This is a genomic window from Streptomyces sp. NPDC055103, from assembly GCF_053607625.1.
The window spans coordinates 1-21,815 of record NZ_JBSGTX010000017.1 but is presented as its reverse complement, the minus strand read 5'-3'; the positions used below and the strand labels follow the sequence as shown (position 1 = coordinate 21,815).

22 protein-coding genes are annotated in these 21,815 nt (G+C 72.4%); 14 read left to right on the top strand and 8 right to left on the bottom strand.

Annotated elements, in window-relative coordinates:
- The first annotated feature begins 1 nt into the window (after position 1).
- The 3 genes from ACWFR1_RS13655 (at position 2) to ACWFR1_RS13645 (ending at position 2,949) form a co-directional block, all read left to right on the top strand.
- On the top strand, positions 2–781 hold the full coding sequence (locus ACWFR1_RS13655; RefSeq protein ID WP_453550186.1) for an ABC transporter permease: 780 nt from the start codon (positions 2–4) through the stop codon (positions 779–781).
- A 204-nt stretch (positions 782–985) separates the two neighbouring features.
- Complete coding sequence (locus ACWFR1_RS13650; protein WP_453550184.1) at positions 986–2,116, top strand: ABC transporter ATP-binding protein; 1,131 nt, start codon at positions 986–988, stop codon at positions 2,114–2,116.
- The gene (locus ACWFR1_RS13645; protein WP_453550181.1) at positions 2,113–2,949 is read left to right on the top strand and encodes an ABC transporter permease; all 837 of its coding nucleotides are present in this window, start codon (positions 2,113–2,115) and stop codon (positions 2,947–2,949) included. The genes ACWFR1_RS13650 and ACWFR1_RS13645 overlap by 4 nt, the downstream gene beginning before the upstream one ends.
- 15 nt (positions 2,950–2,964) lie before the next feature.
- On the opposite strand, the gene ACWFR1_RS13640 is transcribed toward ACWFR1_RS13645, so the two are convergent.
- Entirely contained in the window at positions 2,965–3,297 is a 333-nt protein-coding gene (locus tag ACWFR1_RS13640) for an ATP/GTP-binding protein (protein WP_453550178.1), read from the bottom strand.
- Positions 3,298–3,495: 198 nt separating this feature from the next.
- On the opposite strand from ACWFR1_RS13640, the gene ACWFR1_RS13635 reads away from it, so the two are divergent.
- The gene (locus tag ACWFR1_RS13635) at positions 3,496–4,530 is read left to right on the top strand and encodes an LLM class flavin-dependent oxidoreductase (protein WP_453550176.1); all 1,035 of its coding nucleotides are present in this window, start codon (positions 3,496–3,498) and stop codon (positions 4,528–4,530) included.
- A 117-nt stretch (positions 4,531–4,647) separates the two neighbouring features.
- On the opposite strand, the gene ACWFR1_RS13630 is transcribed toward ACWFR1_RS13635, so the two are convergent.
- Positions 4,648–5,040, bottom strand: a complete 393-nt coding sequence (locus ACWFR1_RS13630) for an SCO5389 family protein (protein ID WP_017236120.1) — start codon at positions 5,038–5,040, stop codon at positions 4,648–4,650.
- A gap of 227 nt (positions 5,041–5,267) precedes the next feature.
- Here ACWFR1_RS13630 and nucS point away from each other — a divergent pair, with 227 nt between their 5' ends.
- Positions 5,268–5,939: an endonuclease NucS gene (gene nucS, locus ACWFR1_RS13625; protein WP_453550174.1), complete on the top strand. Its 672-nt coding sequence runs from the start codon at positions 5,268–5,270 to the stop codon at positions 5,937–5,939.
- A gap of 112 nt (positions 5,940–6,051) precedes the next feature.
- Here the strand turns inward: nucS and ACWFR1_RS13620 are convergent, their stop codons facing one another.
- The 3 genes from ACWFR1_RS13620 to ACWFR1_RS13610 form a co-directional block, all read right to left on the bottom strand.
- A complete protein-coding gene (locus tag ACWFR1_RS13620; RefSeq protein ID WP_453550172.1) occupies positions 6,052–8,754 on the bottom strand; it encodes an ATP-binding protein in 2,703 nt (900 codons plus the stop codon).
- Between the two features lie 451 nt (positions 8,755–9,205).
- Entirely contained in the window at positions 9,206–9,529 is a 324-nt protein-coding gene (locus ACWFR1_RS13615; protein ID WP_376399989.1) for an STAS domain-containing protein, read from the bottom strand.
- 127 nt (positions 9,530–9,656) lie between these two features.
- Complete coding sequence (locus ACWFR1_RS13610; protein WP_453550169.1) at positions 9,657–10,505, bottom strand: 3-hydroxyacyl-CoA dehydrogenase family protein; 849 nt, start codon at positions 10,503–10,505, stop codon at positions 9,657–9,659.
- A gap of 201 nt (positions 10,506–10,706) precedes the next feature.
- On the opposite strand from ACWFR1_RS13610, the gene ACWFR1_RS13605 reads away from it, so the two are divergent.
- Genes ACWFR1_RS13605 through ACWFR1_RS13595 form a run of 3 tightly spaced genes read left to right on the top strand, consistent with a single transcriptional unit; the run spans position 10,707 to position 13,571 of the window.
- Positions 10,707–11,624 carry an EamA family transporter gene (locus ACWFR1_RS13605; RefSeq protein WP_453550166.1) on the top strand — a complete coding sequence of 306 codons (918 nt, stop codon included), beginning with the start codon at positions 10,707–10,709 and terminating at the stop codon, positions 11,622–11,624.
- Positions 11,621–12,391, top strand: coding sequence for a hypothetical protein (locus tag ACWFR1_RS13600; protein ID WP_453550164.1), 771 nt, complete (start codon positions 11,621–11,623; stop codon positions 12,389–12,391). The genes ACWFR1_RS13605 and ACWFR1_RS13600 overlap by 4 nt, the downstream gene beginning before the upstream one ends.
- A 31-nt stretch (positions 12,392–12,422) precedes the next feature.
- Positions 12,423–13,571 (top strand): cysteine desulfurase family protein, encoded by a 1,149-nt coding sequence (locus ACWFR1_RS13595; RefSeq protein ID WP_453550162.1) that lies wholly within the window; start codon positions 12,423–12,425, stop codon positions 13,569–13,571.
- 24 nt (positions 13,572–13,595) lie between these two features.
- On the opposite strand, the gene ACWFR1_RS13590 is transcribed toward ACWFR1_RS13595, so the two are convergent.
- Positions 13,596–14,267 carry a TetR/AcrR family transcriptional regulator gene (locus ACWFR1_RS13590; RefSeq protein WP_453550160.1) on the bottom strand — a complete coding sequence of 224 codons (672 nt, stop codon included), beginning with the start codon at positions 14,265–14,267 and terminating at the stop codon, positions 13,596–13,598.
- Between the two features lie 88 nt (positions 14,268–14,355).
- Between ACWFR1_RS13590 and ACWFR1_RS13585 the strand changes: the two genes are divergently transcribed.
- From ACWFR1_RS13585 to ACWFR1_RS13575, 3 genes are all read left to right on the top strand, one after another.
- Positions 14,356–15,129 carry an ABC transporter ATP-binding protein gene (locus ACWFR1_RS13585; RefSeq protein WP_453550159.1) on the top strand — a complete coding sequence of 258 codons (774 nt, stop codon included), beginning with the start codon at positions 14,356–14,358 and terminating at the stop codon, positions 15,127–15,129.
- Between the two features lie 86 nt (positions 15,130–15,215).
- Positions 15,216–15,965: an ABC transporter permease gene (locus tag ACWFR1_RS13580; RefSeq protein WP_453550156.1), complete on the top strand. Its 750-nt coding sequence runs from the start codon at positions 15,216–15,218 to the stop codon at positions 15,963–15,965.
- Between the two features lie 14 nt (positions 15,966–15,979).
- Positions 15,980–16,552 carry a cob(I)yrinic acid a,c-diamide adenosyltransferase gene (locus ACWFR1_RS13575; protein WP_453550154.1) on the top strand — a complete coding sequence of 191 codons (573 nt, stop codon included), beginning with the start codon at positions 15,980–15,982 and terminating at the stop codon, positions 16,550–16,552.
- Here the strand turns inward: ACWFR1_RS13575 and ACWFR1_RS13570 are convergent.
- The gene (locus tag ACWFR1_RS13570) at positions 16,472–17,107 is read right to left on the bottom strand and encodes a hypothetical protein (RefSeq protein ID WP_453550152.1); all 636 of its coding nucleotides are present in this window, start codon (positions 17,105–17,107) and stop codon (positions 16,472–16,474) included. The genes ACWFR1_RS13575 and ACWFR1_RS13570 overlap by 81 nt on opposite strands.
- Positions 17,108–17,269: 162 nt before the next feature.
- Here ACWFR1_RS13570 and ACWFR1_RS13565 point away from each other — a divergent pair, with 162 nt between their 5' ends.
- The 3 genes from ACWFR1_RS13565 (at position 17,270) to ACWFR1_RS13555 (ending at position 21,199) form a co-directional block, all read left to right on the top strand.
- On the top strand, positions 17,270–18,469 hold the full coding sequence (locus tag ACWFR1_RS13565) for a sensor histidine kinase (RefSeq protein ID WP_453550150.1): 1,200 nt from the start codon (positions 17,270–17,272) through the stop codon (positions 18,467–18,469).
- Between the two features lie 107 nt (positions 18,470–18,576).
- Positions 18,577–19,227 (top strand): response regulator, encoded by a 651-nt coding sequence (locus ACWFR1_RS13560; RefSeq protein WP_453550148.1) that lies wholly within the window; start codon positions 18,577–18,579, stop codon positions 19,225–19,227.
- A 124-nt stretch (positions 19,228–19,351) separates the two neighbouring features.
- A complete protein-coding gene (locus ACWFR1_RS13555; protein ID WP_453550146.1) occupies positions 19,352–21,199 on the top strand; it encodes a glycosyl hydrolase family 18 protein in 1,848 nt (615 codons plus the stop codon).
- A 62-nt stretch (positions 21,200–21,261) separates the two neighbouring features.
- Here the strand turns inward: ACWFR1_RS13555 and ACWFR1_RS13550 are convergent, their stop codons facing one another.
- Entirely contained in the window at positions 21,262–21,708 is a 447-nt protein-coding gene (locus ACWFR1_RS13550; RefSeq protein ID WP_453550143.1) for a DUF2550 domain-containing protein, read from the bottom strand.
- Between the last annotated feature and the right edge of the window lie 107 nt (positions 21,709–21,815).

Sequence of the window (21,815 nt, the reverse complement as noted above, 5' to 3'; positions counted from 1 at the left end):
GATGGCACTGGCATCCGCGGTCCTCCAGTCCGAGTGGACCAAGATCCGGACGGTGTCGTCGACCGTCTGGACGCTGGCGAGCGCCCTCCTCGTCACGGTGGCGATGAGTGCGGCGCTGTGCGCGCTCCTGAACTCCACCTTCGACGATCTGAGCCAGGCCGAGCAGCTCACCTTCGACCCGACCTTCGTCAGTTTCTCCGGGATGATCCTCGGTCAGCTGGCGATGGTCGTCTTCGGCGTCCTGGTGGTGGGCACCGAGTACTCCTCCGGCATGATCCGCACCTCGCTCGCCGCCGTGCCGCAGCGCGCGACCTTCCTCTTCTCGAAGATCGCGGTGGCCGGCGGTCTGGCCCTGCTCGTGGGCCTCGTGACGAGCTTCCTCTCCTTCTTCCTGGGGCAGGCCCTGCTCGGTGAGCACCGGGCCTCGATCGGCGACGACAACGTGCTGCGGGCGGTGATCGGCGCCGGGCTCTACATGTGCCTGATCGCGCTGTTCTCCATGGGCGTGGCAGCGATGCTGCGCTCCTCGATGCTCTCGCTCGGCATCCTGGTGCCCTTCTTCTTCCTGATCTCCCAGATCCTGTCGGCGGTACCGAAGGCGAAGGAGGTCGCCAAGTACTTCCCCGACCAGGCCGGCGCGAAGATCATGCAGGTCGTCCCGGACGCCATGAACAGCGAAGAGGCGCCGTACGGGCCGTGGGGCGGGCTCGGGATCATGCTGGTCTGGGTGGTGGCCGCGCTTCTCGGCGGCTACCTGGTGATGAAGAACCGCGACGCCTGATCCCGGGGCCGGACCCTTGGGGGATGCCCCCGGGTCCGACCCGTAGGGGACGACCTGGGAATCTCCCGGAGATTCCCTTGCGCTTCTCTTCCGCTTCGCTGGAACCGTCAACGGCTGGATAAGCTCCTCATTCATACGGGGGGCTCCGGCCGACGGCCGCCACGCCCCGACATGGATGCGACGACCTGTCGATGGGGCTGGAGAATGATCGAGGCAGTCGGCCTGACGAAGCGCTACGGCGCCAAGACGGCCGTGTACAACCTTTCCTTCCAGGTGAGGCCCGGTGTGGTCACCGGCTTCCTGGGTCCCAACGGGTCCGGGAAGTCGACGACGATGCGCATGATCCTCGGGCTCGACCGGCCCAGCGCGGGTCACGTGACGATCGGCGGCCACCCCTTCCGGCAGCTGCCGAACGCGCCCCGTCAGGTCGGCGCGCTGCTCGACGCCAAGGCCGTGCACGGCGGCCGGAGCGCGCGCAGCCACCTGCTGTCGCTCGCCCAGCTGGCCGGCATCCCGGCGCAGCGGGTCGACGAGGTCCTCGGCGTGGTCGGCCTCCAGGACGTGGCCAAGCGGCGCTCGAACGGCTTCTCGCTCGGCATGGGCCAGCGGCTCGGCATCGCGGCGGCGCTCCTCGGCGACCCGCAGGTGCTGCTCTTCGACGAGCCGGTCAACGGCCTGGACCCGGAGGGCATCCTCTGGGTCCGCAACCTGATGAAGAAGCTGGCCTCCGAGGGCCGGACCGTCTTCGTCTCCAGCCACCTCATGAGCGAGATGGCGCTGACGGCTGACCACCTGATCGTGATCGGCCGGGGGCAGCTGCTCGCGGACATGAGCGTCACGGACTTCATCTCGGCGAACTCCGCCGACTTCGCCCGGGTGCGGACGCCGCAGACCGAGCCGGCGCAGCGGGAGAAGCTGACGGCGGCGCTGATGGAGGCCGGCGGCCAGGTGCTGTCCGAGCCGGACGGCGCGCTGCGCGTGACGGGCCTGGCCCTGCCGAGGATCAGCGACCTGGCGCACGACGCGGACGTACGGCTCTGGGAGCTGTCCCCGCACCAGGCCTCTCTCGAGGAGGCGTACATGCGGATGACGCAGGGCGCGGTGGACTACCGCTCCACCGACGACCGGCTCGCCCACCTCCAGGCGCCGCAGCATCCCGGGCAGCCGGGGTACGGCATGCCGCCGCAGCAGCCGGTGGCGCCCGAGGCTCCGCAGCAGGGCTGGTACGCCCCGCCGCCGCCCGGACAGAACCCGTACGCCGGGGCTCCGCAGGCACCCGCCCCGAGCCCGTACGCCGCCCCGCAGCCGAGCGACACCCCCAAGGACGCCCGATGACCGCCCCCCTCCACCACCACGCTCCGGCGCCGCACGCCTACGTCTCCCCCATCCCGGTCCGCAGGGCGCACCTCGGTGACGCCCTCGCCTCCGAGTGGACGAAGATCCGCTCGGTCCGGTCGACGATGTGGACGCTCGGCGTCATGATCCTGCTGATGCTGGGCATCGGTCTGGGGGTGGCGGCGATCGCCTCGGCCTCCGAGGCGCCCATGGGCGAGGATTCCGCGCTGGCCTTCGGCTTCTTCGGGATGCTTCCGGCGTCGATCTGCGTGATCACGCTCGGGGTCCTGACGATCGCCTCCGAGTACGGCACGGGCATGATCCGCACGACCCTGACCGCCTGCCCGAGCCGGGCGCGGGTGCTGACGGCGAAGGCGGTCGTCTTCTTCCTGCTCGTCTTCACGGTCACCACCGTCTTCGCCTCGCTGGTGGCGGTCGTGCAGGTGGCCATCGTGGACACCGCGGGAGAGCCGACGACCTCCGAGTGGCTGCGGGCGACGGTCGGCGCGGGCGCCTACCTGGCCCTGCTCGGTCTGCTGTCGCTGGCGCTCGGGACGCTCATCCGGCACTCGGCCGGTGCGATCACCGTCATGATCGGTCTGCTGCTGCTCCCGCTGGTGGCGGCGCTGTTCATGTTCTCGGAGGCGCTGAGGTCCGTGCAGGAGGCGCTGTTCACGTACGCGATCCCCTCGCAGATGATCGCGCTGTACAGCGAGCGCCCGCCGTTCGGTGACAGCGGCCCGGCGGGCTGGGAGCCGCTGCTGATCATGGCGGGCGTCACGGCCGCCGCGCTGGCCGGCGCCTACGCCCTGCTCAACAGCAAGGACGTGTGACGACGGGCTGAGAGGTCAGTACCTCGGCGCGTTACGGGACCGCTGCACCCTGCTGGTGCGGCGGTCCTTCGCGTTCCAGCAGGCCTTGTGCCAGTGGCGCCGGTCGTCCACGCCGCCGTACTCGGGCCAGGCGACGACGTGCGGGGCTCCGGACGGGATCTCCTGGTCGCAGCCGGGGCAGCGGTAACGCTTGCCGGGCGAGCTCGCTCCGGCGACCAGGCGGACGTACCACTCCTCGCCCTGCCAGGTCTCGCTGCGCTGCGCACCGCCGTACCGGTCGCCGGGTTCGCCCTGTTGCTGCTGTTCGGGCTTATCGCCGCCTCGGGCACGGTTGTGGCGCGGGGACACGGGCACACCTCACGGGGTCTGGGAACACGGACCGTTCTCTCCAGCCTACGGGCCGCGACACGGTGCCCCGGGCCCCGTCCCCGGCGGCTTAGCCGAAAATCGCAAGAACTTCATGAACGGCCGTTGCCTTTGGCACGTGTCAGACGTTGTTGCCAGTGCGAGGGGAGATACGCGTCGGCCGCGAGGAGGCAGAAGGCGATGCGCGTGGGTACGTTCGTTCTGGCCGCCCAGTTCCCGGGCCAGGGACAAGGCGAGGCGTTGCACCGGGCGGTGCGGACCGCCGAGGTCGCCGAGGAGGCGGGGCTCGACTCCGTCTGGCTCGCCGAGCACCACTTCGTGCCGTACGGGGTCTGCCCCTCGGCCGTGACGCTCGCCGCGCTGCTCCTCGGGCGCACCCGGCGGCTGAGGGTGGGCACGGCGGTGAGTGTGCTGCCGACCGTCCACCCGGTCGCCCTCGGCGAGCAGGCGGCGCTGCTGCACCTCACCTCGGGCGGTCGATTCACCCTCGGGGTGGGCAGGGGCGGGCCCTGGGTCGACCTGGAGGTGTTCGGCGCGGGTCTCCCGGCGTACGAGGGAGGCTTCCCCGAATCGCTCGACCTGCTGCTGCGGTGGCTCGGTGAGCCCCGGGTCGGCGCCGAGGGGGAACGATTCGCTTTCCGCGAGGTGGCGGTCGTGCCCCGGGCCGACGAGCTGATCGGCGGCGAGGCGGGGCCCGAGGTGGTGGTGGCCTGCACCTCGCCGAAGAGCGTGCGGCTCGCCGCGGAGCGCGGGCTTCCGATGCTGCTCGGGATGCACTGCGGCGACGAGGACAAGGCCGAGATGGTCGCGGCCTGGGAGCGCTGTGCGCGGGAGGCCGGGCGGGACCCGGACGAGATCGCGCGGATCGGCGCCGGGCACGTCTCGGCGGGGCTGGCCCAGCTCGCGGACCGGGGGGCGGACGCGGCCGAGGCGCTGGTGAAGGCGATGCCGGGCTGGCTGAAGCAGGGACTCGACGCGCATGTGACGGTCGACGGCCGGCACCGGGCGATGCGGGACCCCGTGGCGTACACGGAGCTGCTGTGCCGGCTGCACCCCGTGGGCACGCCCCGGCAGGCGGCGGACCGGCTCGCGGCGACGGCGGAGCGTACGGGCATCACGCGGTTCGCCCTGCTCGCGGAGGGCTCGGGCGACCTCGCGGCGACCGAGGAGAACGTCCGGCGGCTCGGCGCCGAGGTCCTCCCGCTGCTGGGCTGAGGTCGCGGGGAGAGAGTGTGCTGCCGCTCCGGCATCACTTCGAGGTCGACGCCCGCCGACGCGTGTCGGCACGCGTCGGCCACGTCTCTCGCGGATGCGGAGCGGCAGCACCATGTCTCAGCAGTCGCGCAGTTCCGGCGACTGGTTGAGCAGCTGCCCCCGTACGGACGTGAAGCGGGCGAGCCGCTCGTCCACCGCCGGGTCCAGCGGGAAGACCGCCACGCGGTGGCAGTTCTGGAAGGCGAGACGCACCCCGAAGTGCCGCTGCAGGGCGCCACGAATGGCATCGCTCGCGAGCGCGCGCAGCAGCTGACCACGTGCCTGCTCATTCGGCGGCGGCGTCTGGTTGTCGGCGAACTCTCCGCCGTCGACCTTCAGCTGGGCCACCAGAGAACTGATCATCTCCCATGCGTAGGGCAGGGAGGTCCGGACGCAGTCGACGAAGTCGGCTTCGTCGACCTCGCCTCGCTCGGCCTGTTCCAACAGTGCCGGTGAGACGTCGAGCGACATGGGTTCTCCTCTCGCGACCCCGCGGACGGGGCCTTGCGGGCAGGGACGAAGGCCGGCCGTACGCCACGCAGCGTGCACGGACGACGACCTCCAGCTTCCACGGTAAGCGCGCAGACCGGGTCGCACCAGAAGATTGAGAACACAACAGGCTGATAACCGACGGGTGTTCGGCTCAGGATGATGCCCGAATCGCGCGGAAGAGCGCCCGTCTTGTAGCGTTGCGGACCATGCGTCTCGTCATTGCCCGTTGCTCCGTGGACTACGCGGGTCGGCTCACGGCCCACCTGCCCTCCGCACCCCGTCTGATCCTGATCAAGGCAGACGGGAGCGTCTCGATCCACGCGGACGACCGGGCGTACAAACCGCTCAACTGGATGTCCCCGCCGTGCAACCTGAAGGAGGGTGTCGACGGTGAGGCGGGCGTCTGGACCGTGATCAACAAAGCGGGCGAGAAACTGATCATCACGATGGAGGAAATCCTCCATGACTCCTCGCACGAGCTCGGTGTGGACCCCGGTCTCATCAAGGACGGCGTGGAGGCCCACCTCCAGGAGCTGCTCGCCGACCGAATCGAGACCCTCGGCGAGGGGTACACCCTGATCCGCCGCGAGTACCCGACGGCGATCGGCCCGGTCGACATCCTCTGCCGCGACGCGGACGGTGCGACGGTCGCGGTGGAGATCAAGCGGCGCGGCGAGATCGACGGCGTCGAGCAGCTGACCCGCTACCTGGAGCTGCTCAACCGCGACCCGCACCTGGCTCCCGTGCGGGGCGTCTTCGCGGCGCAGGAGATCAAGCCGCAGGCGAAGGTGCTCGCGACGGACCGCGGCATCGGCTGCGTGGTCCTCGACTACAACGCGCTGCGCGGCATCGAGGACGACAAGCTCCGGCTCTTCTGAGACCGGAGGACGAAGCGGTACGAGTACGGGGGCGGCCCCGGGTGCGGTGAGCGCGCCCGGGGCCGTCCCCGTCTCCGTATGCCTGGTCCCTGGCCCCTGGTCCCCGCGCGGGTCAGGCGGTCGTCGTCTCCGAGGCGGCGGGGCTGTCGGAGGCGGAGGGGCCGCCGCCGAGGGTCGCCGAGGCGGAGTTGCTCGGGGAGTTCTCCCCCGTCGCCGGAGGGCTGGTCGTCGCCGGCGGAGGCGTGGTCGTCTGGGGCGGGGTCGTCGGCGGGGTGGTGCTCGGGGACGGCGTCGTCGTGGTCGTCGGAGGCGTGGTCGACGGGCGCGGCGGGCGCGTCGTGGTCGACGGGCTCGCCGGCGGCTTGGTCGTGGAGGGAGCCGTGGTGCCCGTCGGGCTGCCCGACGGCGACGACGAAGAGGACGGGGACGAGGAGGTGCCCGGCGAGCTCGGGGAGCCCGTGGCGCCGGGGCTCGTCGGCGTGCTCGACGGCGAGGTGCCGTCGGAGCCGGAGGGGCTCGGGGAGCCGGAGGTCGTGGGCGTGCCCGTCTCGCCGGGCTTGCCGGTCTCGTCTCCCTCCCCCGCCTCGCCCTCGGCCGGCGGCTCGTCGCCGTCGAGGCCGTCGTCGGTGCCGCCGTCGGTGGCCGTGCTGTCGGAGGTGACGCGGTTCGTGGCGGGGTCCTCGCCGTTGCCGGAGGTCGCGCCGAGGGTGACGACGGTGCCGAGGACGGCCACGAGGAGCGCGCCCGCGCCGACGGCGGCGAGGTTGCGGCGGGCGCCGGTGAGGATGCCCCCCTTGAGGCCCGCGACGCGGCCGCCCTGGACGGTGTCGGGGCGGGTGATGAGCGTCGGACCCTCGTCGGCGAAGTCCGGGAACGCGGGTATCGCGGAGGCCGCCGCCGGGCCGCTCACGGCACCGCCGGGCAGGGGGGCCGTGAGGGGCTCCGCTGCCGGGAGCGCGAGGCGGGTGGTGCCGCGCCGCAGGGCCGGGGTGCCGCGCGGCGGGGAGACGGGCTCCTCGGCGCGGGCAGCGGCCGGAGTGCCGTGCTCTCCGGAGAGGTCGGCGACGAGCGCGAGCGCCCGGCGGCCGGCGACGGTGCCGCGCTTGTCGGCGAGGACGCCGCGCATGCCGATGGAGGCTTCCAGCTCGGCGCGGGCCCGCTCCAGGTTTCCGGCGCAGATCGCGAGGACGCCGAGCTCGTGGTGGAAGTACGCCTCCTCGGCGACGTCCCCGGCGAGCCGGGCGGCCTCCTGCCCGGAGCGCAGGGCCCGCTCCCAGGCGCCCCAGTGCAGTCCGGCGGCGAAGGCGGGCGCGGCGGCGCGGGCGAGGAGGACGGCGGTGGCCCGGCGCTCTCCGTCGGCGCCGGCCTCGGGGCCGGAGACGAGGGCGGCCAGGGCGGCGAGGAGGGCGTCGGACTCGGCGGCGGCTCGCTCGGGCGTGACGGAGGGGTGGCCGGCCCACCAGGCGTAGTGCTGGGCGGCGCTGTGGACGCGGTCGGCGGCGTCGTGCTCGTACCCGTGGGCGAGGAGCTGGGTGAGGACTCCGGCGGAGAGCCGGTAGCGGGTGCCGACCGGGGAGAGCAGTCCGCAGGCGACGAGTTCGCCGAGGGCGGCGTCGGCGTGGGTGTCGCCGACGAGGGCCGGCAGGTGGGCCTGGTGCGGGACCTCGCCGCCGAGGGCGACGGCGAAGCGCAGGGCGGCCTGGGCGGAGCGGCTGAGGCGGGAGGCGAGGAGGGCGGCGGGGGCGGCGCCCTCGCCGAGGCTGGGCAGGGGTATCTCGCGGAGCTCGACGTCGGGGTCGTCGACGCCGTCGAAGGCGGCGGCGGCAACGGCGGCGGCGGCAGAGGCGGCGGCCGCGGGGTCGGTGGGGCCGAAGGCCTCTTCGAGGGCGCCGAAGGCGTCGAACTCGGCGGGGGTGACGCGCAGCCGGTCGCGCTGGCGCAGCAGCGCCCCGGCCTGGACGAAGCGCAGGGGCAGGCCCTCGGACTCGAACCACAGGTCGCCGGCCCAGTTGGCCTCCTCGTCGGTGAGGGTGCGGCCGACGGCGCTCTCCAGGAGCTTGAGGGAGGCTCCGCGGCCGAGGCCGGCGAGGGCGACCTCCTCGACGTGGGCGCCGGCCGAGGGGGCGGGCGCGTCGGGGGCGGTGGCGAGGAGGAAGGCGCACTCGGGGGCGGCGGCGAGGAGCTCGTCGAGGGCGGAGCCGCCGAATTCGAGGTCGTCGACGACGACGACGGCGCCGATGTCGCGGAGCCGGTCGGGGAGCGTGGTCCGGTCGGGCCGGTGGTTCGGGGCGTACCGGACGGCGGTGAAGAGTTCGTGGAGGAGCTCGGTGGGGGTGCGGTGGTGACCGGAGAGGCGGACGACGCCGTCGGGGGCGAGCTCCGCGCAGTCGCCGGCGACCGCGTCGAGGAGGGCGGTGCGGCCGGATCCGGCGGGGCCGGTCAGGCGGGCGGAGCGGCCGCGGGCGAGGATCTCGGCGAGCCGCTCGCGCTGCTCCTGGCGTTCGAGGAGGGGCAGCGCGGGGGCGGCGGGCCCGGGCGGTACGGGCGGGGCCGCGGCGCGGGCGGCCTCGGCGCGCTCCTCGGGGGTGCGGCGGCGGGGGGCCTCGGGTTCCTGCCCCGGCGGGCAGGGTTCGATCTCGCTGCCGTCGACGGGGTTGACGGTGAGGAGCAGCTCGCCCGAGACGAGCCGGACGACGCGGGCGCGCGCGGGGGCCGCGGGCGAGCGCTCGGGCAGGGCCGCGCCGAGCGCGGCGCGGGCGTCGTCGCCCTCGGTGTCGTGACCGTACTGCTCCGACCCAGAGTTGATCGGGTCCATGGTCCAAGCCCCCAAGAAGCGGTGTCAGGTGCCCGCCGGGTGGGTCCGTCAATGTGCAGGCGACCGAACCCTAGACCGTGGTCAGGCGGTCGGGAACAGCCGGGGTGCTCCGGAGACCAAGACGTCACGGTCTTGTGAGGATTGAGCGTGACGCCTGGCTCACACAGCGGCTTCACAGGCCCGTGTCCCGCCTGTCACCTCCGCCCGCCGGGTCCGCCCGTACCGGCTCCGCCCGTGCCCGCCCCGCCCGTACCGGCTCCGCTCACGTCGAACCCAGCCCGCACCGGCTCGGCCCGTCGGGCCCCGCCCGCACCGGCTCGGCCCGTCGGGCCCCGCCCGCACCGGCTCGGCCCGTCGGGTCCCGCCCGCACCGGCTCGGCCCGTCGGGTCCCGCCCGCACCGGCTCCGCCGTCCGGGGCCCGCCCGTACTGCCGGCTCCGCCCGCCGTGTGTCAGACCCGCGGCAGCGACTCCGCGGCGAGTCCGCCCTCGATGGCGAGGATGCGGTGGAGCTTGGTGGCCACGAGCAGCCGCTGCATCTGGGGCGGCACCCCGCGCAGGACGAGGCGCCGGCCGCAGCGGCCGGCCCTCCGGTGAACGCCCATGATCACGCCGAGCCCGGTCGCGTCCCAGGAGTCGAGGCCGGTCAGGTCGAGCACCAGATCGCCGACTCCGTCGTCGACGGCCGAGTGCAGGACCGTACGGGCGTCCGCCGCGCTGCGGACGTCGAGGCGGCCCCCGACGACCAGCTCGACATGGTCGCCCCTGATGTGCATATGCGCTCCCCGAGAGTGCTCCGTCTTCGCAACAACTGACTGCCGCACCGGCAGATACGTTGCGCCTTGTCAGCGAACCGATACCGAAATTCACCCCACGGAGTGAGGGCGGGGTGGCGGGCCGGACTCAGTGCTTGTAGAAGCCCTGCCCGCTCTTGCGCCCGATGTCACCCGCGTCCACCATCCGGCGCATCAGCTCCGGGGGTGCGAACTTCTCGTCCTGGGACTCGGTGTAGATGTTGTTGGCCGCGTTCACCAGGATGTCGATGCCGGTGAGGTCGGCGGTGGCGAGCGGGCCCATGGCGTGGCCGAAGCCGAGCTTGCAGGCGATGTCGATGTCCTCGGCGGTGGCGACGCCCGACTCGTAGAGCTTGGCGGCCTCGACGACGAGGGCCGAGATGAGGCGGGTGGTGACGAAGCCGGCGACGTCGCGGTTGACGACGATGCAGGTCTTGCCGACGGACTCGGCGAACTCCCGGGCGGCGGCCAGGGTGGCGTCGCTGGTCTTGTAGCCGCGGACCAGCTCGACGAGCTGCATCATCGGGACCGGCGAGAAGAAGTGGACGCCGACGACGGCCTCCGGACGCTCGGTCACCGCGGCGATCTTGGTGATCGGGATCGCGGAGGTGTTGGACGCGAGGACGGCGCCGTCCTTGGCGATCTTGTCGAGCGAGCGGAAGATCTCGTGCTTGACGTCGAGGTTCTCGAAGACGGCCTCGACGACGATGTCGGCGTCGGCGACCGCGTCGAGCTCGGTGGTGGCGGTGATCCGGCCGAGGGCGGCCTCCGCGTCGGCCTCGCTCAGCTTGCCCTTCGCGACGAACCGGTCGTACGACGTCTTGATGCCGTCGGTGCCGCGGGTCAGCGCGGCGTCCGTGACGTCACGCAGGACGACGTCCCAGCCCGCCTGTGCCGAGACCTGCGCGATGCCGGATCCCATGAGTCCGGCCCCGATGACGGCGAGCTTCCTGGCCACGATGTTCCACCCCTTAACGCCTGTTCACTTCTGACTCTCCGGCGGAGATTAGCGGTCGCGGGGCGCCATGTGACCGCTAAGTAATGCGCGTCACGCCCTCTTTGACGGACGTCACACTCACGACACCTCTTCCATGCCACCCTTCCGGTCGCGACATACCCCTAGGGGGTATAGAGTCCTCCGGCGAGAGGAGGCACCACCATGCGTCCGTACGCCCTGCGAGCCGCCCCGGCACCCGTGCTGCTCCTGGCGGGCATGGTCAGCCTGCAGTTCGGGTCCGCCTTCGCGAAGCGGCTCTTCGAGCAGACCGGCCCGACCGGCGCGACCCTCCTGCGCCTGCTCATCGCCGCCGCCCTGCTCTGTCTGGTGTCCCGGCCCGCGCCCCGGCTCCTGCGCACCCACTGGCGCCTGCTGCTCCCCTACGGAGCGGTCTTCGCCGTCATGCAGTTCGCCTTCTACGAGGCGACCTCCCGGCTGCCCCTCGGGGTCGTCGTGACGCTGGAGTTCAGCGGACCGCTGCTGCTCGCGGCGGTCACCTCGCGGCGCGCGCTCGACCGGCTCTGGGTGGCCGTCGCCGCCGCCGGCCTGCTCGTCCTCGGCGGTACGCGGGGCATGGACGATCCGGCCGGCCTCGCGGCGAGCCTGCTCACCGGCGCGGCGCTGACCGGCTACATCCTGCTCGGCGCCCGGGTGGGCCGCGCGGTCCCCGGCGGCTCCGGCCTGGCGCTCGGCCTGACCGTGGCCGCCGTCCTCGCGCTGCCCGTCGCGCCGGTGCTGGGCCTGCCCTCCCTGGACGTCCTGCTCGACCCCGGAGTGCTCGGTGCGGCGCTCGCGGTGGCGGTCCTGACGACCGTCGTCCCCTTTTCGCTCGAGTTCGCCGCGCTGCGGCGGCTGCCGCCGCGGGTCTTCGCCGTGCTGTCCACGGTGGAGCCGGTCATCGCGGCGCTGGCCGGCCTCGCCCTCCTCGGCGAACGGCTCTCCCCCGCCCAATGGGCCGCCGTGCTCTGCGTGGTGACCGCGGCCGTCGGCACCGCCCGCCGGCCGGCCGCACCCGACGGAACCCCCGGCCCCGCATCGTCCGATCGATCCCCTTCACGGAAGAACGGAGTGCACACATGACCACCCTGACCACCTCCCGCACCCGCACCCGCACCGTCCCGCCGCGGGTCGCGCCCCTCCTGGAGACCGTCAGCCGCGCCCACCGCTCGGCGGTCCTCGTCGCGGGCGGCTACTTCGAAACGACCGCCGGCATCGGGGAGTTCTCACTGAGCTCCTTCGCCCTGGCCCAGGAGACCGGCGCCGCCGCCCGCCACCTGCACCGGGGCAACAAGGTCGTGTACGACGTCATCGTCAACGACCTCGGCATGTCCTGTTCCGACGACGTCTGCACGCTGCCGGCCGCCGGCCCCGCGGAGACCGACCTCTCCCCGCTCACCGCCGCGGCGGCCGCCGCCGGGTCCTCCTTCACCGTCACCCGCGAGCGCACCCTGCGCAATCGCGCCGCGCGGGCCATGAAGCACCGGCTGCGCGAACCGGCGGAGCACCCGTTGTTCCACCGGGACGGGGACGAGGTCCTGTTCCGTTCCCGCCAGTACGCGAAGGTGCTCGCCGGGGCCGTAAAGGACGACCACGTCGTACCGCGCTGCCCGCTGATCGTCGCCGAGTACTTCGCGCGCTACTTCGCCCGGCTGAGGGCCGCCTTCCCGGACTGCGCCCGCCGTCACGTCGTCGACATCAACTCGCTCGCCGACCGGGACAAGGTGACCAAGGGCGCCGAGATCTACCTCCGTACGCAGGCGGGCCCCGACGAGGAGATCGTCCTCGTCTTCGCCGACGCGGCGTGCGCCGATCCGATCGCCCTGCCGTACACCGCGCTCGACTTCTGACGGACCGCCACCGAGGACAGGGAGCACAGCCATGGCCACGATCTACCTCGACCACCAGGCGACCACACCGGCGGACCCGGCGGTCGTCGAGGCGATGACCTTCGCCGCCACCCACTGCTTCGCCAATCCGTCGAGCCCGCACGCGGCCGGCATCCGCGCCTTCCGCGAGGTCGAGCGGGCACGCGGGGCCGTCGCCCGGCTCGTCGGGGCGGCGCGCAGCGAGATCTACTTCACGTCGGGCGCGACGGAGGGCAACAACCTCGCGATCAAGGGCGTCGTCACGCCGGGCGAGCGCCGTCATGTGGTGACCACGGCGGTGGAGCACAAGTCCGTGCTCGACAGCTGCCGTTCCCTGCGGGACGCCGGGCACGACGTGACCGTGCTGCCCGTCGACGCCGAGGGCAGGGTCTCCGCGCGCGAGGTGGCGGCGGCGCTCCGGCCGGAGACGGCGCTGGTGTCGGTGATGCTCGCGAACAACGAGATCTCCACCATCCAGCCGGTGGCGGAGATCGGCGCGGTGACCCGGGCGGCCGGGGTGCCGCTGCACTGCGACGCGACGCAGGGCGTGGGCTCGCTGCCCGTCGACGTCCGGGCGCTCGGGGTCGACCTCCTCACCTTCTCGGGGCACAAGATCTACGGCCCGAAGGGCGTGGGCGTGCTGTACGTCTCCAACGACCTCTCCGACCGCGCCCCGCTGGCGCCCCTCCTGCACGGCGGCGGCCAGGAGCGCGGACTGCGTGCGGGCACGGTCAACACCGCCGCCGTCATCGGTCTGGGCGCGGCCGTCGGCGTGCTCGCGGCGGGCCGGGAGGAGGAGGCGGTACGCCTCGCGGGGCTGCGGGACCGGTTCCTCTCCACGCTCGCGGAGTCGGTCCCGTACACGCTGAACAGCGGGACGGGACCGGGGTTCCTGCCGCACGCGGTGAACCTGTCCTTCGAGGGCACGGACGCCCAGCAGCTCCTCCTGGAGGTCACGGACATCGCGGTGTCGACGGGTTCGGCCTGCAACAGCTCGGCGCAGGAGCCCTCGCACGTCCTCACGGCGGCCGGTCTCGCGCCGGAGCGGATCCGGGGCAGCATCCGGGTGGGCTTCGGCCGCTTCACCACCGAGGAGGACGCCGTCCGCGCGGCGCGCGCGCTGGCGGCGGGGGTGGCACGCCCGACGGTCGGGGCCGCCTGACGGCGCGAAGGCGGCCGCGGACCCTCAGCCCTCGCGCGCGGCGGCGGGCCCGGCCCCTCGGCCCTCGCGTACGGCGTAGGTCAGGACCCTCTCGCTGAGCAGCTCCTCGATCTCGTCGAGGAGGACGAGGGCCTCGCGAGAGACCGTCGTCGCCTTGCGTCCCGCGGTCATCTCGCGCGTGATGTAGGCGACGACGGTGTTCTCGATCCAGGCGAGCTGGCCGCCGACGAGCAGCGGCAGCGGGTCGTCGGCGGCGGCTCCGGTCTCCTCGCGGAGGGTGGTGACGACGGCGTCGTGGACCTGCTGCTGGAGGTGGAAGAGCCGGGCCTTGAGGGTGGGGGCGTGCTCGATGACGTTCATGAAGGCGTCGAAGCCGTCCATGAGTCCGTACGCGGGCGAGACGGCGCCGATGTCCTGGCGGAGTTCGCGCAGGACGGCGCCGGCGGCGGACTCGCCCCGGTCGCGGCCGCGGATCATCCGGGCGAGGCGCTGGGTGACGCCGTCCATCCGGTCGAGGAAGAGGTCTTCTTTGGCCGGGAAGTAGTTGTACACGGTGTTGACGGAGACGTCCGCCGCCTCGGCGACGTCGGCGACGGTCACGGCCGTGAAGCCGTGCTCCAGGAAGAGCCCGGTCGCGATGTCCGAGATCCGCTGCTTCGTCTCGCGCTTCTTGCGTTCCCTGAGTCCCTCGGCCATGCCCACATCCTAGGCTCCCTGAAATTTTGCACCACCTGAAAACTTGGTGCCGTTGCAAAATTTCAGTGACTCTGTTTCTGTAGTCGCCATGCCCATCATCAGTACGGCCGGGCTCGCCCGGACCTTCTCCAGCAAGAACGGCCCCGTCGAGGCCGTCCGCGGGATCGACCTGACCGTCCGGCCGGGTGAGATCCTCGGACTCCTCGGACCCAACGGCGTCGGCAAGACCACCACCCTGCGGATGCTCACGACGCTGCTCCCGCCCACCGGCGGCGCGGCCACCGTCGCCGGCCACGACCTCGTCAAGGCCCCCGCGGCCGTACGCCGCCGCATCGGGTACGTCGCCCAGTCCGGCGGGCTCGACCCCCAGGAGACGGTCCGCTCCGAGCTCGTCCTCCAGGGCAGGCTCCACGGACTCGACCGCACCCGCGCGACCGCCCGCGCCGAGGAACTCGCGGAGGACCTCGGCCTCACGGAACTGCTCGACCGGCCGACCCCGGCGCTCTCCGGCGGCCAGCGCCGCCGCCTCGACCTCGCGATGGGGCTCACCCACCGACCGGAGGTCCTCTTCCTCGACGAGCCGACGACCGGCCTCGACCCCGGCAGCCGCGCCGACCTGTGGGCCCTGGTGCGGCGGCTGCGCGACGAGCACGGCACGACCGTCGTCCTCACCACGCACTACCTGGACGAGGCCGACGCGCTCGCCGACCGCATCGTGATCGTGGACAAGGGCACGGTCGTCGCCGAGGGCAGCCCCGCCGCGCTCAAGGCCGAGCACGGCGCGACCACACTCCAGGACGCCTTCCTCGCCGTCACCGGCCGCGGCCCGGCCCCCGCCGACACCACTCCCGTAGCGGTCTGACGCCTGCCTTCCGGATCGGACCCCGCTCCCTGTTCCGGCCGCCTGATCCGGAAGACAGGCCCTGACGCCACCCGACAAGGACCCTGATGCTTCTCCACGACACCGCGCTGCTCTTCGGGCGCTACGCCCGCCAGACCCTGCGCTCCCCGTTCCAGATCTTCTTCGGCGCCCTGATGCCGCTGCTCTACCTGTTCCTCTTCGGGCCGCTGCTCACCGATCTCCCGCTGGGCCGCGAGGGCGACTCCTGGCAGATCCTCGTCCCCGGCCTGCTGCTCCAACTCGGGCTCTTCGGTGCCTCGTTCGCCGGCTTCTCGATCATCATGGAGAAGAGCTGGGGCGTGTTCGACCGGATGCGGGTCACCCCCGTGAGCCGGCTCGCGCTGCTGCTCGGCCGGGTCCTGCGCGACGCCGCGCTCTTCGTCTTCCAGGCGGTGCTGCTCGTCCTGGTGGCCGTGCCGATGGGCCTCAGGGCGCCGCTCGCCGGGATCCTGATCGGCTTCGGGTTCGTCGCCCTGCTCTCGGCGGCGCTCGCCTCGCTCTCGTACGCGCTGGCCCTGAAGCTGCCGAGTCCGCAGGAGTTCGGCCCCGCGATCAACACGCTCGCGATGCCGGCGATGCTGCTGTCCGGCCTGATGCTGCCGATGGCCCTCGCGCCCGGCTGGCTGGACGCGGTCTCGCACCTCATGCCGTTCCGCTATCTGGTGGACGCGGTCCGGGAGGCGTACATCGGCCACTACACGTCACCGGCCATGCTGTACGGCGTCCTCGTCGCCCTCGCGCTGACGGCGCTCGCCGTGACGGTGGGCACACGGACGTTCCGGAGCTCCCACGCCTAACTAGTCTTGACCCCATGGTCAATCTGACGCGCATCTACACCCGTACCGGCGACCAGGGCACCACCGCCCTCGGCGACATGAGCCGGACCGCCAAGACGGATCTGCGGATCTCGGCCTACGCCGACGCCAACGAGGCCAACGCCGTCATCGGCACGGCCGTCGCCCTCGGACAGCTGGACGAGGAGGTCGTGAAGGTCCTCGTCCGCGTCCAGAACGACCTGTTCGACGTGGGGGCCGACCTCTGCACGCCCGTCGTCGAGGATCCCAAGTACCCGCCGCTGCGTGTCGAGCAGAGTTACGTCGACAAGCTGGAGGCCGACTGCGACCGCTTCCTGGAGGAGCTGGAGAAGCTCCGCTCCTTCATCCTGCCCGGCGGCACGCCCGGTGCGGCCCTGCTGCACCAGGCGTGCACGGTGGTCCGGCGCGCGGAGCGCTCCACCTGGGCGGCCCTGGAGGTGCACGGCGAGTCGATGAACGCCCTGACCGCCACCTACCTCAACCGTCTGTCAGACCTGCTCTTCATCCTTGCGCGGACGGCGAACAAGGAGGTCGGGGACGTGCTCTGGGTCCCCGGCGGCGACCGCTGAGACGCTCTCCCGAGCCGAGGCCGCCGGGTCCTTCTTCGGCCAGATCGCGTAGCTGAGCGCGATCAGGCCGTGGATGCCCGCCGCCCTCCAGGCGAAGAAGATCCAGCTCCGCAGCGCATCGGTGTTCCCGTCGCCGCCGACGTACCAGGCCGCAAGGAGCAGCAGCACGGAGGCGACGGAGGCGGCGACCACCGAGCCGAGCCAGAGCCGGCCCTCGTGGCGGGCGCGCGCCATGCCGTACCGCGGCGGCTTCGGGGGCGGCGGGCCGCCGCCGAGGCGGTGGGCGGCGTGGCCGTCGAGCCACTTCACGGTCCGGTGGCCGTGGCCGACGGTGTAGCCGATGTAGACGGCGGCGAGCCCGTGCCGCCAGCTCGGTTCCGCTCCGTTCTTGAGGTCGATCGCGGTGACGACCAGGAGCAGCACCTCCAGGAGCGGCTCGCACAGCAGCAGCGCCATGCCCGCGCGGGGCATCTTCAGGAGATAGCGGGTGGCGAGGCCGGCGGCCAGCAGGACCCAGAAGCCCACCTCGCAGATCACGATCAGCGCGACGATCACGGCGGTTCCCCTTTCGGTTCCCCCTCAGCGTCCCGTGGGATCGGGCCCGGTTCGTCGTCGCCGGTGACGAAGTCCGTCTACATCCTTCGACGGAGGCCGACCGGGGAACGGATCGGCCCGGACGAGGAGGTCTCCGCACGTGGGGGCGTGTTGGATGGGTACGTGACGCTCCCCCGCCCGCACCGTACCGACCTTCTCATCGCCGTCTCGGGTCTCGCCTGCGGCCTGCTTCTGTGGTCGTTCGGGCTGTACACCACGGGCGACGACCGCCTCTTCGGCCAGCGCTGGGCGCCGCTGATCCCGCTCGTCGTGATGGCCGGGACGGAGGCCCTGCGCCGTACCGCTCCGCAGACGGCCCTCGCCGTCGCGACCCTGGCGATCGTCGGAGACCAGTTCACCCACGGCAACCTCGCCACGGTCCTGATGTTCACGGACGTGGTCTACGCCGCCGTGGTCTACGGCACGCCCAAGCAGGCCCGGCGCATCCCGTACACGACGGCGCTCGTCACCGTCACGACGACGGTGGTGTTCCTCGTCTGGTGGCAGAACGCGATCGCGCTCCTCCTGGGCGTGATCACCGGCATACTCTCCTTCCTCCCCGCGATCACCGGCGCGGTGGTCCGCAACCACCGGGAGGCGGCGGATGCCGCCCGGCTGCGCGCCGAGCAGACCGCGCTGCTCGCCGAGATGGACCGGACGCAGGCCGTGGTGGCCGAGCGGTCCCGGATGGCGCGCGAGCTGCACGACATGGTGGCGAACCACCTCTCCGCGATCGCGATCCACTCCACGGCCGCGCTCTCGCTCGACGAGCCGGCCACCACCCGGCAGGCGTTGACCGTGATCCGTGAGAACAGCGTCGCGGGTCTCGCCGAGATGCGGCGGCTCATCGGGCTCCTGAGGGACAGCAGCGGGGACACGGAGCCGGCCGCCGCGCCCACGCTCGCGGGTCTCGACGCGCTGGTGGCCCGGTCCGCGGCCAACGCGGAGCCGAGCGGTCTCGTCCTCGTCCTCGACGACACCCGCCGGAGCCAGGGCGGACTCCCGGCGCCGGTGGAGCTGGCCGCGTACCGGATCGTGCAGGAGTCCCTGACGAACGCGCTCAAGCACGCGGCACCCGGCGAGGTGCGGGTGACCGTGGGCCAGGACCCGGGCGCGCTGTGGGTCCGGGTGACGAGCCCCTTCGGGGAGCGGCCCGGACCGACCGCGCCCGGTTCGGGCGCCGGTCTGGTGGGGATGCGGGAGCGGGTGGCGCTGCTCGACGGCGTCTTCGAGGCGGGCCCGGTCACGGACGGCGAAGGACGGAAGAGGTGGCGGGTCCGGGCGGAACTGCCCGTGGGCGCGAACGACGAGGAGCGGACATGACGGGTGCGGGCGGGCGAGGAGCGGATGACGGCACGGGCGGGCGAGGAGCTGATGGCAGCACGGGCGGAGTCGGCGGGGACGGCCGTACGGGCGAAGGGGGCGCGGACATGACCGTGCGGGTGGTGGTCGCCGAGGACCAGAGCGCGGTACGGGCGGGGCTCGTCCTGATCCTGGGCAGCGCCCCGGACATCGAGGTGGTCGGGGAGGCGGCGGACGGGGAGCGCGCGGTGGAGCTGGCCCGCGAACTGCGCCCCGACCTGGTCCTGATGGATGTGCAGATGCCGCGGATGGACGGGGTGACGGCGACCGGGATCGTCGTGTCGGAGGGGCTCGCCGACGTGCTCGTCCTGACCACCTTCGATCTGGACGCGTATGTGTTCGGGGCGCTGCGGGCGGGCGCCGCGGGCTTCCTCCTGAAGAACGCGGAGGCGCGGGAGCTGATCGAGGCGGTGCGGACGGTGGCGCGCGGCGAGGGGCTGATCGCCCCGGCGGTGACCCGGCGGCTGATCGCGGAGTTCGCCGCGGGCCGTCCGGCGCGGACGGCGTCCGGGACGGATCCGGCGGTGCTCGACGCCCTGACGCCCCGGGAGCGGGAGGTGCTGTCCGCGCTGGGCGGCGGTCTGTCGAACGCGGAGATCGCGGTACGTCTCGACATGGCGGAGGCGACGGTGAAGACGCACGTCAGCAAGGTGCTGGGGAAGCTGGAGTTGCGCAGCAGGGTTCAAGCAGCGGTGCTGGCACAGGAGTTGGGCGTTTAGGAGGACATCGGCGACGTTGGTCTGGACCTCTTGACGATTGGTCCAGACCTTCCTACGCTCGCGGGGCGCGCGCATCTTCACGGACCACCCCCACCTATGTCCGTCCGCAACTTGAGGAGCACCGTTGAGCACTCAAGCACCGACGCGCAGAACAGGGTTCAGAGCCCGGGCCGCCGCCGGTCTCACCGCCCTGATCCTGCCGCTGGCCGCCATGGTCGGCCTCGCGACCCCCGCCGAAGCGGCCACCTCGGCCACGGCGACCTACACGAAGACCCAGGACTGGGGCACCGGCTTCGAAGGCAAGTGGACGGTGAAGAACACCGGCACCACGACCCTCTCCTCCTGGACCGTCGAGTGGGACTACCCCGCCGGCACCGCCGTCACCTCCGCCTGGGACGCCACCGTCACCAGCTCCGGCACCCACTGGACCGCCAAGAACGTCGGCTGGAACGGGACCCTCGCGCCCGGCGCCTCCGTCTCCTTCGGCTACAACGGCACCGGCTCGGGCGCGCCCACCGGCTGTAAGATCAACGGCGCCGCCTGCGACGGCACCTCCCAGCCGGGCGACACCCCGCCCTCGGCCCCCGGCGCCCCGGTCGCCTCCGGCATCACCGACACCTCGGTGAAGCTGACCTGGACCGCCGCGACCGACGACAAGGGCATCAAGAACTACGACGTCCTGCGCGGCGGCACCAAGGTGACCACCACCACCGCCCTCACGTACACCGACAGCGGGCTCACCGCCGGCACCGACTACAGCTACACGGTCGTCGCCCGCGACACCATCGACCAGACCGGCCCCGCCACCGGCCCGGTCCCCGTCCGCACCACCGGCGGCGGGGGCGGCAACCCGATCCCCAACGCCGTGAAGATGGGCTACTTCACCAACTGGGGCGTCTACGGCCGCAACTACCACGTGAAGAACATCGTGACCTCGGGCTCCGCGTCCAAGATCACCCACATCAACTACGCCTTCGGCAACGTCACCGGCGGCAAGTGCACCATCGGCGACGCGTACGCCGACTACGACAAGGCCTACACCGCCGACCAGTCCGTCGACGGCGTCGCCGACACCTGGGACCAGCCGCTGCGCGGCAACTTCAACCAGCTCCGCAAGCTGAAGAAGGCCTACCCGAACATCAAGGTGCTGTGGTCCTTCGGCGGCTGGACCTGGTCCGGCGGCTTCGGCCAGGCCGTGCAGAACCCGACCGCCTTCGCCCAGTCCTGCTACGACCTGGTCGAGGACCCGCGCTGGGCCGACGTCTTCGACGGCATCGACCTGGACTGGGAGTACCCGAACGCCTGCGGTCTGTCCTGTGACACCAGCGGTGCGGCTTCCTTCAAGAACATGATGCAGGCCATGCGCGCCAAGTTCGGCGCGAACAACCTCGTCACCGCGGCCGTCACGGCCGACGCCTCCGCCGGCGGCAAGATCGACGCCGCCGACTACGCGGGCGCCGCGCAGTACATGAACTGGTTCAACGTGATGACGTACGACTTCTTCGGCGCCTGGGCGGCGCAGGGCCCGACGGCCCCGCACTCCCCGCTCACCTCGTACGCCGGCATCCCGCAGGCCGGCTTCAACTCCGCCGAGGCGATCGCCAAGTTCAAGGCGAAGGGCGTCCCCGCCAACAAGCTGCTCCTCGGCATCGGCTTCTACGGCCGCGGCTGGACCGGCGTCACCCAGTCCGCCCCGGGCGGCACGGCGACGGGCCCGGCGCCGGGCACGTACGAGCAGGGCATCGAGGACTACAAGGTCCTCAAGACCTCCTGCCCGGCCACCGGCACCGTCGCGGGCACGGCGTACGCCAAGTGCGGCAGCAACTGGTGGAGCTACGACACCCCGGCCACGGTCACGTCCAAGATGAGCTGGGCGAAGAACCAGGGCCTGGGCGGCGCGTTCTTCTGGGAGTTCAGCGGTGACACCGGCAACGGCGAACTCGTCGGCGCCATCAACACCGGCCTGAACTGACACGGACGGCTAGGGCGGAAGCGGGGGCCGGCGCAGCACGCCGACCCCCGCTTCTTCACGCACTACGCGACATTCACCCGCTGACCGGGAGGCGCCGCCTCCAGCCAGGCCATGAAACCGGTCCGCGCGTCCTCGCTCATCGCGAGCTCCAGGCGGACCCCGCCGTACGTACAGGCCTGGATCACCGCGTCGGAGAGCAGCGCGAGCTCTTCCTCGCCCTCCGGCATCCGGCGCTCCATGGCCACGATGGCCGAACGCTCCAGGACACGGCGCGGACGGGGGGAGTACGAGAAGACACGGAACCAGGCGATCTCGTCACCGCTGTAGCGGGCGACGCCGTACACCCAGCCCTTGCCGGTCGGATCCGGCTCGTCGGGGATGTCCCAGCGCAGCGAACAGTCGAAGGTGCCGCCGGCGCGCTGGATCAGTCTCCGGCGCAAGCCGAAGACGAAGAGCCCGATCACCACCAGTGCGACGACCAGGCCGCACACGAGCAGAGCGAGGAACATCTTCACCGACCTCCTCGCTGCGTCCCGTAGCCGGCACCGCCGGCAGAACCGAATACAACCTGCATCTGCATCGCCTCAGCCGCGGCACGGTCCGGAAGATTCCGGAC